Raw genomic sequence first — 16,835 nt, forward strand, 5'->3', positions numbered from 1 at the left:
AACGCGGGTGCCCCCTCACCCCGCCGCGCTGGCGCGCGAATCGCCCTCTCCCGCAAGGGGAGAGGGAAAACAGATCACTCCGCCGCGGCCGCTTCACCCCAGCCGATGATCGCCTTCGTTTCGAGGAAATCGGCAAAGCCATGGTCGCCCCATTCGCGGCCGTTGCCGGACTGCTTGTAGCCGCCGAACGGCGCCATCAGATCGAACCCGGCCTGATTGATGTTGACCTGCCCGGCGCGCAGTTGGCGGGCCACAGTGCGGGCATGTTCGGGCTCACCCTGCACATAGGCGGCGAGGCCATAGACCGTGTCGTTGCCGACTTCGATGGCCTGTTCCTCGCTGTCGTACGGCAGCATGGCCAGCACCGGGCCGAAGATTTCCTCGCGGGCGATGGTCATGTCGTTGGTGACATCGGCAAAGATGGTCGGCTTCACATAATAGCCCTTGTCCAGGCCCTCCGGCCGGCCGGGGCCGCCAGCGACCAGCGTGGCGCCTTCGGCGATGCCCTGCTCGATCAGGCCCTGGATCTTGTGCCACTGGGTCTCGCTGACGACGGGCCCCATGGCGCTGTTGCCGTTCGGGTCGCCGACCGTGGTGGCTTCGGCAGCCTGTTTGGCGATGGCGGCGGCTTCGGCCATTTTCGCGCGCGGCACCAGCATGCGGGTGGGCGCGTTGCAGCTCTGGCCGCTGTTCATCATCACGCTCTGCACGCCGCCAGTGACGGCCTTCACCAGATCGGCATCGGGCAGCACGATGTTCGGCGATTTGCCGCCCAGTTCCTGCGCCACGCGCTTGACCGTGTCAGCCGCGTTCTTGGCGACGGCAATGCCGGCGCGGGTCGAGCCGGTGAAGCTGACCATGTCGACGTGCCTGTGGCCGGACAGCGCCGTGCCCACGCCAGGGCCATCACCGTTGACCAGGTTGAACACACCGGCCGGCACACCCGCCGCGTGCAGAATCTCGGTCCAGATATAGGCGCTGAACGGCGCGACTTCGGACGGCTTCAGCACCATGGTGCAGCCCACCGCCAGCGCCGGCGCCACCTTGCAGGCGATCTGGTTGATCGGCCAGTTCCACGGCGTGATGAAGGCGCACACACCGATCGGCTCTTTCGTGATCAGCGTGGTGCCCTTGAGTTCGTCGAACTTGTAATTCTTCAGCACTTCGATCGCGGTGGCGACATGGCCGATGCCGAGCGCCGCCTGCGCCTGGTTGGACAGCCAGGCCGGCGCGCCCATTTCCTCGGTGATGGCGGCGGCCATGTCGTTGTACCGCTTCTGATATTCCCCGGCGATGGCGCCCAGCAGCTCGATACGCTCCTGCACGCTGGTGCGGCTGAAGCTGGTGAAGGCGGCCTTCGCGGCAGCGACGGCGCGATCGACATCGGCGGCGCTGCCCAGATTGATCTGGCCGGCGACTTCTTCGGTGGCCGGGTTGATCACATCGATCGGGTTGGCCACGGCCGGCTCGACCCACGCCCCATTGATATAGAATTTGGTGTAATCGCGCATGATGCCGTCCTCCCCAGACTTGTTTGGAGCGACTGTAGCACGAAGGCCAAGCGATTCGGCGCTTGGGCATTTTGAGGGGGACATTCCCACCCCCAGCCCCTCCCGCAAGCGGGAGGGGAGCAGATTGGGCGTGATGCACGCTCTTACCCCAAGTCCACACGGCTCTCCTCCCGCTTGCGGGAGGGGTTGGGGGTGGGCCTGCGCGCCCTACTTCGCCGGCATCAACATCACCGCCGCCGCCGCCATGCTTTCAACACCCGTCGCAATCGTCGGGCCGGGATCGGGCGCCCAGCCGCTGTTGTGCAAGGACGGGATGGCGGGACCGCCGGCCTGGGCCGCGTCCCATTGCGCCTTGCCGACCCCGCCCAGCCAATAGATCACCGATGGCACCTTGGCCTCCAGCCCGAACAGCTGGAAATCTTCCGACGCCATCGATGGATCGAGATCGATCACCCGCGTGGGCCCAAGCGTCTGCCGGAAATGGGTGGCCAGGCGCGTGGCCAGCGGCGTGTCGTTCAACGTGGGCACGCCGATCGCCGTCGCGGTGATCACCGGCGCCAGCGTATCCGGAATCCCCGCCGCGATGGCTTCGCCTGTCGCCAGCCGTTTGATGCTGTCGATCAGGCGTTGCTGCTGCGCCGCGTCATAGCTGCGGATGGTGAGTTGCAGCGCCACGCTATCGGGAATGATGTTGTGCTTGGTGCCGCCGTGGATGCTGCCCACGGTGATCACCGCCGGATGGAAGGGATCATTTTCCCGGGAGATCAACGTTTGCAGGGCGGTGACGATGCGCGCCGCCAGCACCACCGGGTCCTTTGTCGTCGCAGGGTACGCACCATGGCCGCCGATGCCCCTGACCACCATGTCCATCGAAGTCGAGATCGACAGCGCGCGATACGGCGGCACGCTCACCGTGCCGGCGGGAATGGCGGCGCTGTCGTGCAGGGCCAGCGCGAAATCGGGCTTGGGAAAGCGGGTGAGCAGGCCATCGGCGAGCATCGCCCGCGCGCCGCCCAGGCCTTCTTCGGCCGGTTGCCCGATCATCACCACGGTGCCGCGCCATTTCGCCTTGTTCTCGGCCAGCCAACGCGCGGTGCCCACCCAGACCGACATGTGGATATCATGCCCGCAGGCATGCATCACCGGGGTCATCGGGCCGCTGCCATAATTGCCGGTCGCCGTGCTGGCATAGGGCAGGCCCGTCGATTCCGGCACCGGCAGCCCGTCCATGTCGGCGCGGATCAGCACGGTCGGGCCCTTGCCGTTCTTCAGCACGGCAACCATGCCGGTGCGGCCGACCTTTTCCGTGACCTCGAACCCGGCGGCGCGGGCTTCGGCGGCGAGGATGCCGGCCGATCGTACCTCCTGGAAGCTCAGTTCGGGGTGGGTGTGCAGATCCTTGTACAGCGTCACCAGATCGACCGGCGCTGCGGCGAGCGGCGGCGCCGCCAGGGCTATCATCACGCCAGCAAAGCCCAGAATCCGTCCCATGCCAGTTTGCCTCCCACCAGGATCATCAGTGCATGGATAATGGCATAGAAACGCGGGCCATCAACCCGGCGCACCAGGATGGTGCCGGCCCAGGTCGACAGGATCGCGGCGGGCATCAGGATCAAGGCCAGCCACAGATTGGCCGGCGTGAACGCCCCCAGCGCCCAATAGGCCGGCACTTTCAACCAGTTGATCGACGCGAAAAACACGCTGCTGGTGCCCAGAAACACATCGCGCGGCAGCTTGCGCGGCAACACATGCATCTGGAACGGCGGGCTGCCGGCATGGGCGATCTGGCTGGTGAAGCCAGCGACCGCGCCGGCGGCCACGCCTTCCCACGCCGCGCCGATGCGGGCGGGGATGCCGCGGCGCTCCGCAACGATGCGCTGAAAGGCGAACGCGATGGAAATCAGGCCCACCGCCAGCTCGACCATCGCCACCGGCACGAAGCGCGCCAGCGCCCAGCCCGCCACAATGCCGATACAGGCCGACGGGATCATCACCTTGAGCACCGCATCGTCGCGTTGTGCGCCAAAGGCCCGCACCGAAAACACATCCTGCACCAGCAGGATCGGCAGCAGGATCGCCGCGGCCATCACCGGGTTCATGCCCAACGCCATGATCGGCACGCCGAGCACCCCCAGCCCGGCAAAGCCACCCTTTGCCAGCCCGAGCACGGTCACGCCGATCACCGCCGCTATCCAGAATCCGGCATTCTGGCCCGCCAGCGCCGTCTGCAACGCGTCCATTCAGGCGCTGCGCAGTTCGATCAGCACCAGGCGCGCGCTCCAGCGCGGCCACGGCATGGCAATGCGCCAATGGCCGGGCGCCACCATCTCCAGCACGCCCAGCTGATCACGATCGCCATCCTCGCCATAGCGCAGCCGGCCCATTTCCCCCTCCAGCGCCACACTGCCCAGGAAAATCAGCCGATCGACATCGGGATAAAGGGTGCCGAAAAAGCGCTGCGGCGCCGGGCTGGTTTCCAGACCGAGCAGGATGCCATCGGCGGCGAGCGTGCACGGCGCCCACGCCCCGGCCTGCACCGGCGGCACATCGCGCGCACTGCCCTGCCGCCAGCCGAGGCGGATGGTGCGGCATCGATAGGCACCGGGCCCGGGCATGGTGATCTGCGCCGTCATGCCAGCGGGCGGCGGCGCGCCGGGCGGTGGCGGCACCACGGGGCCCAGCGCGGCCAGATCGGCATCGGCGCCGGCGCTGCCGATATCGGCGCGCGCCTGTTCCCACGCGCCCGACAGCCGCGCCAGCCGGCCGCGATCCTTGTCGCTGATCACCGCCTGCCACACGTCTGCCCGGCGCACGATGGCATAGGGGCGCAGATTGTCGGATTTGGTGCAGCCGGCCAGCACCAGTGCCAGCAGCAGGAGAACCGGGCTGCGCGCCATCACTGGCCCAGCATGTCGCGCACGAAGCCGGCCAGGCCGAGCTGGCGTTTGCGGCGCAGGCGTTCGGCCTTCAGGATCGAGCGGAGTTCGTTCAGGCAGGTTTCGGCATCATCGTTGACGAGGATATAGTCATATTCGCCCCAATGGCTGATCTCGTCGCGCGCGCGCGCCATGCGGCCGGCGATGACTTCGGGATGATCGGTGTTGCGCATGGTCAACCGGCGTTCCAGCTCGGCCAGATCGGGCGGCAGGATGAACACCCGCACCAGATCGGAGGCGGCATCGGTTTGCTGCAACTGCTGCGTGCCCTGCCAATCGATATCGAACAGCACATCGCGCCCGGCGGCGAGCGCATTTTCAACCGGGCTGCGCGGCGTGCCATAGCGGTTGCCGAACACATGCGCCCATTCCAGCAGCGCATCGCCATCGACCATCGCCTGAAACTGATCGGTCGACACGAAATAATAATCGACGCCGTCAATCTCGCCGGGGCGCGGTGGGCGCGTCGTGGCCGAAACGCTCAAGGTGATCAGGCTGTCTTCGGCGAGCAGCGCGCGCGACAAGGTGGTCTTGCCGGCACCCGACGGCGAGGACAGCACGAACATCAGGCCGCGGCGAATCGGCAATCGCGACGATGACCGGTTCTGGGCGTCGCTGCTGACGAACTGGGTCACTTGCGGCGAAACCGATCGAGCGTCACCACATTGCTGCCATCCGCGCTGCCGTCCGGGGCGGGCGGCGGCGCTTCCGGTTCGGGCGGAGCGCTGCCTGGCGGCGGCGATTCGCCGTCCTTGGCGGCAAATTGCAGCGCGAAATTCACGGCCGGATCGACAAAGCCGACCACGGCATCATAAGGCACCACCAGCTTGGCCGGCATCTGGTTGAACGACAGGCCAATGGCGAAATGCTCGGCCTCCACCTCCAGATCCCAATAACGGTGCTGCACCACGATGGTCATTTCATCGGGATAGCGCTCCATCAGATGCGCCGGGATCGACACGCCCGGCGCGCGGGTGCGAAACGCGATGTAGAAATGATGGCCACCGGGCAGGCCGCCGGCCTCCAGAATGCGGCGCAACACCCGGCCGACGACCGTGCGCAGGGCGTCCTGGACGATGTCGTCATAGGGGATAAGGCTGTCGGGCGTCGTTTCGTTCACGGCGGCGGGCCTTCGTCAGGATAGGGGGCTGCGTCTGGCGCTCCCGATTGGCGTGCGACGGTGCGAAGGTCAAGGGATATGGGATCGGCTGCGGCCGCTGACGCTGGTGGCTGGGTCAACCCAGGCTGGCCACCTGTTCGCCGCTGCCGGGAAACGATGGTAGAGCATGCCGATGTCGAGTCTGCGCCGCGCCCTGACTGCCGCCCCAAACATTGCCTTGTCGTTTGCCCTGCTGGCCACCGCCGGCTGCGTGTCCACCAGCCGGCGTGCACCGGATCCCGCAGCGCCGCCATTTGATGCCGCCGCTGTCTTTGCCGGCGCCACCCGCGGCACGGGATCACTGCATATCCTGTTCCGGCGCCCGCAAAGCGTGGTGGTGGCCAGCATCGGCCGGGTGACGCCGGACAACATCATCATCGTCGATCAATCGGTGCGGCGCGGCGACCGGCCGGCGACGCAGCGGCAGTGGCAGTTGCGCGCGGATCGGCCCGGCCATTATGTCGGCACGCTCAGCGATGCGGTGGGGCCGGTGGCAGGCGTGGTGGTGGGCAACCGGCTGCACCTGCGCTTTGCGCAAAAGGGCGGCTTCCGGGCCGAACAATGGCTTGACCTGCAACCCGGCGGTCAGGTGGTGCGCAATGTGATGATCATCCGCAAGTTCGGTATCGCGGTGGCGCGGCTCGACGAGACGATCCGCCGTGTGGATGGCGCGGCGCCGGAACAATGAGCATGCGAATCGGTGAGGGGGTAATGTTGCCCGGCCCCCCAAATCGCCTGAGGGTCGGGGGGCCGTGTGGGCGCAAATTGGTGAGGGGGTAATGTTGCCCGGCCCCCCAAATCGTCTGAGGGTCGGGGGGCCGTGTGGGCGCAAATTGGTGAGGGGGTTCTGTTGCCCGGCCCCCCTCGGGCCGCTGGAATCCACTTCTGTTGCCCGGTGTGGCCCGAACCGCGCTTTCGGCCAGTGTAACTTAGTCCGTGAGGACCGGGTTACGCTGCGATTGCGAATGCCTCGTTGTCGTTGGCATTTATGGGGTTTTGAACGGTTTAACGGCTCATTCAGGCCGGGCAAAAATACGGTCTTTGAACACACGTCGATCCTGGTTCGGCCCCAAACATCACCCCGACAACGGGCTGACAATGGTGGAGCCGCCGGGTACTGCCCCCGGGTCCGCTGCGTCTATTTCACGGCATCATTTATCGCCATATCCGGCAAGCCGGCGGCCCCCATATAGGCGCGGCGCGGCGATTCCTCAATGCCTGTGATCAATCGCGGGCAAAACGCCGATACAATGTGGGCACCACCAGCAAGGTGAGCAGGGTGGAGGAGATGATCCCGCCGATCACCACCGTGGCCAGCGGCCGCTGCACTTCGGCCCCGGCGCCGCTGGCCATCGCCATCGGCAGAAAGCCGATGCTCGCCACCAGTGCCGTGGAAATCACCGGCCGCAGCCGATCGAGCGCGCCGGCCGCAGCGGCTTCGGCCTTGGCCAGGCCCTCGCTGCGCAACTGGTTGATATGATCGACCAGCACCAGGCCATTCAACATGGCAATGCCCGACAACGCGATGAAGCCGATGGCCGCCGTGATCGAAAAGGGCATGCCGCGCAAGCCCAGCGCGAACACGCCGCCCGTGACGGCCAGCGGAATGCCGGCAAACACGATCAACGCCTGCACCATCGACCCCAGCGCCCCGAACACCAGCAGCAGGATCAGCAGCAGACAGGCCGGCACCAGGATCGCCAGGCGGGCCTTGGCCTCTTGCAACTGTTTGAACTGGCCGCCGAATTCGATGCGATAGCCTTCGGGCAGCTTCACCGATTTCGCCAGTTCGATGCGGGCGCGCGCCACATAGCCCTCCACATCGCTGCCCGACAGATTGACCAGCAATGCAGCGCGTTTCTGGCCATTGTCGCGCCGCACCGGTTCGACCGCCATCACCTCTTCCAGCCGCGCCACGCGCCCCAGCGGCACCAGCCCGGCATTGCCCACCCTGAGCGGCAGCGCCCGGATGGTATCGCGATCGGCACGGGCCGCATCGGGCAGGCGCACGACAATGGCGTGGCGGCGGATGCCTTCCAGAATCGCGCCCACCTCCTGGCCGGCCAGCGCCGTGGTGATGGCGCGGTTCACCTCGTCCGCCCCCAGCCCCAGCCGCACCAGCGCGGCTTGATCGACCCGCACCACCAGGCTGGGCGTGCGGCCGTCCACTTCAAATTCGGCCTGGGCCGTGCCCGGCAGGCGTTTCAGCACCGCCAGCGTCTGCCCGCCCAGCGCCTCCAGCCGATCATTGTCGGCCCCGAAGATCTTCACGCTCAGATCGGCGCGGGTGCCTTCCAGCATTTCGTTGAATTTCATCTCGATCGGCTGCCCGCGCAGGAAGGTCTGATCGGCAAAGCGGGCGCTGGCTTCGGCCTCGATGGCGTCAATCAAGGCCGCCTTGGTCTGCGGGCCCGTCGCCGGCCATTCATCCAGCGGCTTGTAGCTGACATAGAGGTCATTTTCGTTGGGGGGCATCGGATCGGTGGCGACGGCCGACGTGCCGATCCGGGAAAAGGCTGCGGTAATTTGTGGATATTTGGCCACCAGTGCCTTTTCGAGCGCAAGTTCAAGTGCCAGGCTCTCATCAAGGTTCATCTCCACCGGCTTGTAGACCATGGTGGTGATCGAGCCTTCATCCAGCCGCGGCGTGAACACCGTGCCCAGCCCGGTGAACACCAGCCCGGCGGCCGCCATCACCAGCAGCGCCGGCAGCACCGCCAGCAGCGGCCGCGCCAGCGTGGCGGCGAGCAGCGGGCGATAGACACGCTCCAGCCCGGCGACCAGCCGGCCCGGGCCATGATCCGATCCGGCCTTTAGCCAGAATGACGCCATCGCCGGCACCACGGTCAGGCTGATCACCAGCGCGGCAGAGAGCGCCAGCATCACGGTGATCGCCATCGGCCGGAACAATTTGCCTTCGACCCCGCCCAGCGCCAGCACCGGCACATACACCAGCGTGATGATCGCCACGCCGAACGCCACCGGGCGCGCCACCTGCCCCATCGCCTGGGCGATCAGGCCGCGCCGCGTCGCTTCATCCAGCGGTCGGCCCAGCCGCGCCTGTTCCTGGCCCAGCCGGCGCAGGGCATTTTCCACCGCCACGATGGCGCCATCGACCACCAGCCCGAAATCCAGCGCCCCCAGGCTCATCAGATTGCCGGAGATATCCAGCCGCACCATGCCGATGCTGGCGATCAGGAACGCGATCGGGATCACCGCCGCCACGATCAGCGCCGCACGCCAGTGGCCGAGCACCAGGATCAGCACCACCGCCACCAGCAACGCGCCTTCCGACAGGTTGGTGCGCACGGTCGCCACCGTGCGATCGACGATATCGGCCCGGTCATATCGCACCTTGATCACCATGCCGGTCGGCAACGCTGCCTGCACTTCGGGCAGGAAGTCCGTCACCCGGCCGGCCACCTCGCGGCTGTTCTGACCGGTGAGCATCATGATCGTGCCGAGCACGGTCTGGCGCCCGTTCACGGTCGCCGCACCCGATCGCTGCGCCGAACCCACCCGCACCGTCGCCAGATCCGCCACGGTCAGCGGGCGCACGCCGCCGGCGAACTTCACCGGCAGGGCGCCAATGCGTTCGGGCTGCATCACCCGGGCATCGGTGCGCACCACCAGCCGGCGCTGCCCCTGTGCGATCACCCCGCCGCCGGCGTTGTCGGCAAAGGCCGCGATGGCATCGGCCAGTTCGGTTGGTGTCACCCCGGCGGCGGCCAGCTTCTTCAGGTCGGGTTCCACCACATACTGGCGCTCCAGCCCGCCGATGCTGTTGACCTCTGCCACGCCGGAAACCGTGCGCAGCATCGGGACGACCGTATATTCCTGGGTTTCAGCCAGTGCCATCAGATGATCTTCGGCGGCGCTGGCCGGCTCCAGCCCGGCGTGGTGCGGCTCGTCGTGCGGCAGATGCTGCCATTCCAGCGTGTAATAGAGAATTTCGCCCAGCCCGGTGGTGATCGGGGCCAGCCCCGGCGTGGCCCCGGCCGGCAGCAGCGCCTGCGCCGTGGCCAGCCGCTCGGTGACCACCTGGCGCGCGCGCAGCACATCGGTGCCATCTTCAAACAGCAAGGTCACCTGGCTGAGGCCCGAGCGCGTGAGCGAACGGAAACCGGTGAGGCCGGGCTGACCGCCCATCAACCGCTCGATCGGCACCGTCACCCGGGTTTCGATTTCTTCGCCGGCCAGGCCGGGCACGGCGGTGTTGATCTGCACCTGCACGCCCGTCACATCGGGGATCGCATCGATCGGCAGGGTGAACAAATGCCACAGGCCGATGGCGGCGGCGACCAGCGCGACCAACAGCACGCTGCCGCGATTGCGCTCGCTCGCTGAAATCAACCCGGCAATCACGGGGCTTCGCCTGCACCCGTGATGATGCGGATATTCTCCCGCGCTTCCCACAGGCCGGCGCGCGTATCGAGCACGGCCGACATCGCATCGAGCCAGCCGTTCTGCATCTGGACATAGGTGGCCAGCGGCACCGCGCCGACCCGATAGCTGCGATCGGCTTCGGCCGCGGCGGCGGCAAAGCGCGCTGGTGCATCGGCCGGCCATTTCGCCAGCGCCGCCATGCGCGTCCGGTACTGCGCCGCATCGGCATAGAGGCGCGCCAGCAGCCGCCGCCGCGCGCCGATCAGCGCCGCTTCGCCTTGTGCTTCGCGGCTTTGCGCCGCCGATACATCGCCGGCCTGGCGGTTCCACAACGGGATATTGGTGGTGGCGCGCAGGCCGACCACCTGATCCTTCACGTCACCGCGATCACGATTGAAATACGGCCCGATGCTGATGGCGCCGCTGCGGCTCTTTTCGGCAAGGCGGGAGGTCAGACCCTGCTGGGTCAATTGGGTTTTCAGGGCCAGCAATTCGAAATTGCCGCTTTCCAGTCGCTCGGCGAGGGTCTCGACGCCGGGCAGCGGCGGCGGGATCAGCGGCGGACGCAGGACGCGCAGCCGCGCCGCAAACGCCTGGCCGCGCAGGCCGTTCAGCTCATACAGCGCGGCGTTGCTGGCCGCTTCGGCTTCGGCAGCCGTACGTTCGGCGCTGATGGCGGCGGCTTCCAGCACGGCCGCCTCCAGGCGCGGTGTGGGGCCGGCGGCCTCGCGGGCCACCAGCACGCCTGCCAGATCACGCAGGCGTGCAGCGACCTGCGCCGCTGCCTCGGCACGGGCATCGGCCGCGAACAGCCGATAGCCCAGCGTGCGCGCGCGACCGGCGAGCGTGGCTTCGAACTGGGCCAGGCCAATGCGCGCCAATTGCACATCGCCCTGGGCGATCGCCTTGCGCAGCGGGATGCGGCCATTGAACTCGATGGGCTGCAGGATCGACACGGCAAAGGCCGGGCCATCGCCAAGCCGCTGGCCCGTCTGCACATTGTCCGTGCGGCGTTCGCCGAATTCGACGGAAATCTCCGGATCGGCGAGCCGGCCAGCAGCGGCGGCGCCGGTTTGCGCCAACGCGATCTGCCGGGCGAGATATTGGCGTTCCGGATTGTCGGCGACCACCTGCGCAGCCAGCGCGTCGATGGACAGCGAAGGCGGCACCGGTTGCGACAGCGCCGGCATGGCAGGCAGTGGGGCGAACAGAACGGCAAGAAGCATAGTGTGGCGCATCGCGGCGACCATAGACGCAGCGCCGCCGATAAAAAACCCGTTGTTTTACGAATGCTTAGCTGCGATTACGTCGCGATAGCGAGACAGGACGGCGCCGTTGATCACATCCCAGTCATAGGCGTTGGCCGCAGCGAGCCCGGCCTGGCCATGCGCGGCGCGCAAGTTCGCATTGCGGCAATAGCCGGCCAGCGCATCGGCATAGGCACGCATGTCGCGTGGCTCGACCAGCGCGCCGGTGATGCCGTCGCTGACCAAAGTTTCATTGCCGCCGGCGCGCGCCGCCACGACCGGAATGCCGCTGGCCATCGCCTCCAGATTGATGTTGCCGAACGTCTCGGTGGTCGATGGGTTGAGCAGCATGTCGGCGCTGGCGTAAGCGCGGGCCAGGTTGGTGCCATCGAGGAAGCCGGTGAAGATCGCGCCATCCGCCTTCCCTGCACCCACCAGCGCCTCGAAATGCGCCCGCGCCGGGCCGTCGCCAACCACGAGCAAGCGGTGCTTCACGCCGCGCTGCGTCAGCTCGTTCACCGCTGCTGCCACCATGTCGAGGCCCTTTTCCAGCACCAGCCGGCCGACGAAGCCGATCACCGCCTCATCATCGGCAATCCCGAGGCTCCAGCGCCATTCCGGGCTGCGGCGGCCAGGGTTGAACCGCGCCTTGTCGACACCGCGACTCCACACGGCGGGCGCCATGCCGATGATGCCGGTGTCGCGCATGGTTTGGCCAAAGCCTTGCGATGTCACGAAAATCTCGTCGAGACCATGGTAGAAGCGGCGCAGCAGCGCTTCGATCCCGGGCCGGATGAAGCCCAGGCCATAATATTCGAAATAGGTTTCGAAGCGGGTGTGGATCGAGGCGACCACCGGGACGCCCAAGCGCCGCGCCAGTTTCTTCGCCGCGTGCGCCGCCGGATCCGGAGCTGACAGATGGATGATATCGGGCGCAAAATCGCGAATGTCGGCCTTCAGCCGATCGGGGAGGCCTGGCGCGACGCGATACTCGCTGCGGCCCGGAATGGCGAAGCTGGGCACCGACACCAATGTGCCAGCCGGCTCGAACGCCGGCGTGTCGGAGGTGGGCGAATAGACCCGCACCACACAGCCCTGCGCTTCGAGGAACGTCACCAGGCGGTTCAGCGCCTGGTTGGCACCATCGCGCACATAATTATAGTTACCGGAATAAAGCGCCACCCGCAGCGGGTGGGCGGGGCGGGTCTGCGGCGCCGGGGCGGCAGATTCGGGCAGTTTGAAGGCAGTGGCCACGCGCATGTTCCGATTGCTCGGCAACGTTGTTGCACGGCTTTGTGGCCAAGACACGGCAGCATGATGACCAGCAGCGCAGGACATGAAAAACCCCGCCGGCATTACGGCCGGCGGGGTGATTTCAGCGGAAGCGCACGGCCGATCAGGCTTCGGTCTGCTCCAGCGCCTTGGCGTTGGCTTGCTGCACGGCGCGCAGGGCCACGTCGCGGCTGTTCGCCGCCACGCGCAGGCGGTTCATGCCGGCGCCGGTGCCCGCCGGGATCAGCCGGCCGACGATGACGTTTTCCTTCAGGCCGGTCAGGGTATCGATCTTGCCCTGCACAGCGGCTTCGGTGAGCACGCGGGTCGTTTCCTGGAAGGATGCGGCCGACACGAACGACTTGGTCTGCAACGAGGCCTTGGTGATGCCCAGCAGCACCGGCTTACCAGCAGCATGGCGGCCACCGGCCTCCAGCTTGCTGTTTTCGCTGTCCATTTCCTCGCGATCGACCTGTTCGCCCACCAGCAGCGTGGTGTCGCCGCTGTCGGTGATTTCCACCTTCTGCAGCATCTGGCGCACGATGACTTCGATGTGCTTGTCGTTGATGCGCACACCCTGCAGGCGATAGACTTCCTGGATTTCGGCGCAGAGATATTCGGCCAGCGGCTCCACACCCAGCACTTCCAGGATGTCGTGCGGGTTGGGGTTGCCATCGATCAGATAGTCACCCTTGCGCACGAAATCTCCTTCCTGCACCGCCACGTTCTTGCCCTTGGGCACCATGTATTCGGCCAGGTCCCCACCATCTTCGGGACGGATGTTGATCCGGCGCTTGGTCTTGTAATCCTTGCCGAATTCAACGCGGCCATCGATGCGCGCGATCACCGCATTGTCCTTGGGGATGCGGGCTTCGAACAGCTCGGCCACCCGCGGCAGACCGCCGGTGATGTCACGCGTCTTGGCGGCAGCGCGCGGGATGCGGGCCAGCACTTCACCGGCCGACACCATCTGGCCATCGGCCACCGACAACACCGCATCGACGGCGAGCAGATAGCGCGCCGTTTCGCCCGATGTTTCATCCAGCAAGGTGATGCGCGGCCGCAGATCTTCCTTCTTGCTGGCGGTTTTCCAGTCGGTCACCACCTTGTTGGCCAGGCCGGTGGCTTCATCCACCTCTTCCTTCAGCGTCACGCCTTCGATGATGTCCTGATACTTCACCTTGCCGGCCTTTTCGGTGATCACCGGCAATGTGTACGGATCCCATTCGGACATGCGATCGCCCTTGGTGACCGCAACACCTTCAGCGACATTGATGATGGCGCCATAAGGGATGCGGTGGATCGAGCGTTCACGGCCTTCGGAATCGCGGATCACCAGTTCGCCGTTGCGGGCCATGGCGATGTTGCGACCACGGCTGTCCCCAATCGTGGCCATGCCGCGATATTCGACGACACCGTCAACCGGCGCATCCAGCGTCGATTGTTCGGACACCTGGGCCGCACCACCGATGTGGAAGGTGCGCATGGTCAGCTGCGTGCCCGGCTCACCGATCGACTGCGCCGCGATGACACCGACGGCTTCGCCCATGTTCACCGGGGTCCCGCGCGCCAGATCGCGGCCATAGCAGGTGCCGCAGACGCCGCCCTTGGTTTCGCAGAGCAGCGGCGAGCGGATCTTCACTTCGGCCACGGCGGCCTTTTCGATGCGCGCCACATCGGCTTCGGTGAGCAGATGGCCCGCCGGGGCCATGACATCGCCGGTCTTGGCATCGACGATATCGACCAGCACGGTGCGGCCGAGGATGCGCTCGGAGAGCGACACGATGGTGTTGCCGCCTTCGACGATGGCCTTCATCACCATGCCGCGCTGGGTTTCGCAATCATCCTCGACGACCACGCAATCCTGGCTCACATCCACCAGACGGCGGGTGAGATAGCCGGAGTTGGCGGTTTTCAGCGCGGTGTCGGCCAGACCCTTGCGGGCGCCGTGGGTGGAGTTGAAATACTCCAGCACGGTGAGGCCTTCCTTGAAGTTCGAGATGATCGGCGTTTCGATGATCTCGCCCGACGGCTTGGCCATCAGGCCGCGCATGCCGGCCAGCTGCTTCATCTGCGCCTGGCTGCCGCGCGCGCCGGAGTGCGCCATCATGTAGATGGAGTTGATCGGCGCGACCCGGCCATTGGCCAGTTGCTTGGGCGTGCTGATTTCCTTCATCATTTCGGTGGCGACCTGGTCACCGCACTTCGCCCAGGCATCGACGACCTTGTTGTACTTCTCACCCTGGGTGATCAGGCCGTCCTGATATTGTTGTTCGAAATCCTTCACGCCCGCCTTGGTCTCATCGACCAGACGGATCTTGGCGACCGGGATCACCATGTCATCCTTGCCGAAGCTGATGCCGGCCTGGAATGCGTGGCGGAAGCCCAGCGCCATGATGGCATCGGCGAACAGCACCGTCTCCTTCTGGCCGGTGTGGCGATAGACGATGTCGATGACGTCGCCCAATTCCTTCTTGGTCAGCAGGCGGTTGATGGTTTCGTACGGCACCTTGTGGCTTTTCGGTAGCGTCTCGCCGAGCAGCAGGCGGCCCGGCGTGGTGTTGACGCGCTTCACATACAGCTTGCCGGTTTCATCGGCCTGATTGACGCGGGCGATGATCTTGGTGTGCAGGGTGACGTTCTTGTTGAACAGCGCCTGGTGCACTTCGGCCATGTCGGCAAAGGCCATGCCTTCGCCGGGTTCGCCTTCCAGCTCCATCGACAGATAATAGAGCCCGAGCACCATGTCCTGCGACGGCACGATGATCGGCTTGCCGTTGGCGGGGCTGAGGATGTTGTTGGTGGACATCATCAGCACGCGCGCTTCCAGCTGGGCCTCAAGGCTCAGCGGCACGTGCACGGCCATCTGGTCACCATCGAAATCGGCATTGAACGCGGCGCAGACCAGCGGGTGAAGCTGGATGGCCTTGCCCTCGATCAGCACCGGTTCGAAGGCCTGGATGCCCAGGCGGTGCAGCGTCGGCGCGCGGTTCAGCAGCACGGGATGCTCGCGGATCACCTCATCGAGAATGTCCCAGACTTCCTTGCGCTCCTTTTCCACCCACTTCTTGGCCTGCTTCAGGGTCATCGAAAGACCCTTGGCGTCGAGGCGCGAGTAGATGAACGGCTTGAACAGTTCGAGCGCCATCTTCTTGGGCAGGCCGCATTGATGCAGCTTGAGTTCCGGGCCGGTGACGATCACCGAACGACCGGAATAATCGACGCGCTTGCCGAGCAGGTTCTGGCGGAAGCGGCCCTGCTTGCCCTTGAGCATGTCCGAAAGCGACTTCAGCGGCCGCTTGTTGGCGCCGGTGATGGTCCGGCCACGGCGGCCGTTGTCGAACAGCGCATCAACGGCTTCCTGCAACATGCGCTTTTCGTTGCGCACGATGATGTCCGGCGCGCGCAGTTCGATCAGCCTTTTCAACCGGTTATTGCGGTTGATGACGCGGCGATACAGGTCGTTCAGATCCGACGTGGCAAAGCGGCCGCCATCCAGCGGCACCAGCGGGCGCAGTTCCGGCGGGATCACCGGCACCACGGTCAGCACCATCCATTCCGGCTTGTTGCCGGAATTGATGAAGCTTTCGACCACCTTCATCCGCTTGATGATCTTCTTGGGCTTCAGCTCGGACTTGGTGGTGCGCAGTTCCTCGCGCAGCACTTCCATCTCGCCTTCAAGATCGAGTTCCATCAACAGGATGCGGATGGCTTCGGCGCCGATGCCGGCCTGGAAGGCGTCTTCGCCATATTCTTCCTGCGCCGTGAACAGCTCGTCCTCGGTCAAGAGGTCGAACTTCTTGAACGGCGTCATGCCCGGATCGATGACCACATACTGCTCGAAATACAGCACGCGCTCGAGCTGCTTGAGCTGCATGTCGAGCAGCATGCCGATGCGGCTGGGCAGCGATTTCAGGAACCAGATGTGGGCAACCGGCGCGGCCAGTTCGATATGGCCCATGCGTTCGCGGCGCACCTTGGAAACGGTGACTTCCACGCCGCATTTCTCGCAGACGATACCCTTGTACTTCATGCGCTTGTACTTGCCGCACAGGCATTCGTAATCCTTGATCGGGCCAAAGATCCGCGCGCAGAACAGGCCGTCACGCTCCGGCTTGAACGTCCGGTAGTTGATGGTTTCCGGCTTCTTGATCTCGCCGAACGACCAGCTGCGGATCTGTTCCGGGCTGGCAATGGCGATCTGGATCTGATCGAACGTCTCGGGCTTGGCGGCCGGCGAGAAGAAATTGGTGACTTCGTTCATGGGTCAATCTCCGTGGAGGCTGTGGGCAAGCGCGGTGGTGTGGCGCGGCGGTGGGGGACC

General features: G+C 65.8%; 11 protein-coding genes and 1 other RNA gene. 1 reads left to right on the forward strand and 11 read right to left on the reverse strand.

Annotated elements, in window-relative coordinates:
• Nucleotides 1-74: 74 nt before the first annotated feature.
• The 6 genes from ABWP22_RS12555 to ABWP22_RS12580 all read right to left on the reverse strand — a co-directional run bounded on the left by ABWP22_RS12555 (nt 75) and on the right by ABWP22_RS12580 (nt 5,567).
• Entirely contained in the window at nt 75-1,511 is a 1,437-nt protein-coding gene (locus ABWP22_RS12555) for an aldehyde dehydrogenase family protein (RefSeq protein ID WP_353200323.1), read from the reverse strand.
• 207 nt (nt 1,512-1,718) lie between these two features.
• A complete protein-coding gene (locus ABWP22_RS12560) occupies nt 1,719-3,002 on the reverse strand; it encodes an amidohydrolase (RefSeq protein WP_353200324.1) in 1,284 nt (427 codons plus the stop codon).
• The gene (locus ABWP22_RS12565) at nt 2,972-3,751 is read right to left on the reverse strand and encodes a sulfite exporter TauE/SafE family protein (protein ID WP_353200325.1); all 780 of its coding nucleotides are present in this window, start codon (nt 3,749-3,751) and stop codon (nt 2,972-2,974) included. Before ABWP22_RS12565 ends, ABWP22_RS12560 begins: the two co-directional genes overlap by 31 nt.
• A complete protein-coding gene (locus ABWP22_RS12570; RefSeq protein WP_353200326.1) occupies nt 3,752-4,408 on the reverse strand; it encodes a DUF4893 domain-containing protein in 657 nt (218 codons plus the stop codon). It lies immediately after the preceding gene.
• A complete protein-coding gene (gene gmk / locus ABWP22_RS12575) occupies nt 4,408-5,013 on the reverse strand; it encodes a guanylate kinase (protein ID WP_353200396.1) in 606 nt (201 codons plus the stop codon). The genes ABWP22_RS12570 and gmk overlap by 1 nt, the downstream gene beginning before the upstream one ends.
• Before the next feature lie 65 nt (nt 5,014-5,078).
• A complete protein-coding gene (locus tag ABWP22_RS12580; protein WP_353200327.1) occupies nt 5,079-5,567 on the reverse strand; it encodes an SspB family protein in 489 nt (162 codons plus the stop codon).
• A gap of 172 nt (nt 5,568-5,739) precedes the next feature.
• On the opposite strand from ABWP22_RS12580, the gene ABWP22_RS12585 reads away from it, so the two are divergent.
• A complete protein-coding gene (locus ABWP22_RS12585) occupies nt 5,740-6,294 on the forward strand; it encodes a DUF3833 family protein (protein ID WP_353200328.1) in 555 nt (184 codons plus the stop codon).
• Between the two features lie 186 nt (nt 6,295-6,480).
• Here the strand turns inward: ABWP22_RS12585 and ssrA are convergent.
• The 5 genes from ssrA to rpoC form a co-directional block, all read right to left on the reverse strand.
• Nucleotides 6,481-6,825: a transfer-messenger RNA gene (gene ssrA, locus ABWP22_RS12590) on the reverse strand.
• Nucleotides 6,826-6,830: 5 nt separating this feature from the next.
• The gene (locus ABWP22_RS12595) at nt 6,831-9,971 is read right to left on the reverse strand and encodes an efflux RND transporter permease subunit (protein WP_353200329.1); all 3,141 of its coding nucleotides are present in this window, start codon (nt 9,969-9,971) and stop codon (nt 6,831-6,833) included.
• Nucleotides 9,968-11,182 carry a TolC family protein gene (locus tag ABWP22_RS12600; RefSeq protein WP_353200330.1) on the reverse strand — a complete coding sequence of 405 codons (1,215 nt, stop codon included), beginning with the start codon at nt 11,180-11,182 and terminating at the stop codon, nt 9,968-9,970. The genes ABWP22_RS12595 and ABWP22_RS12600 overlap by 4 nt, the downstream gene beginning before the upstream one ends.
• A 93-nt stretch (nt 11,183-11,275) precedes the next feature.
• On the reverse strand, nt 11,276-12,493 hold the full coding sequence (locus ABWP22_RS12605) for a glycosyltransferase family 4 protein (RefSeq protein WP_502951126.1): 1,218 nt from the start codon (nt 12,491-12,493) through the stop codon (nt 11,276-11,278).
• Between the two features lie 142 nt (nt 12,494-12,635).
• Nucleotides 12,636-16,775, reverse strand: a complete 4,140-nt coding sequence (gene rpoC / locus ABWP22_RS12610; RefSeq protein WP_353200332.1) for a DNA-directed RNA polymerase subunit beta' — start codon at nt 16,773-16,775, stop codon at nt 12,636-12,638.
• Between the last annotated feature and the right edge of the window lie 60 nt (nt 16,776-16,835).

Origin of the sequence: Sandarakinorhabdus sp. (assembly GCF_040398665.1) — a bacterium.
Classification (GTDB): domain Bacteria; phylum Pseudomonadota; class Alphaproteobacteria; order Sphingomonadales; family Sphingomonadaceae; genus Sandarakinorhabdus.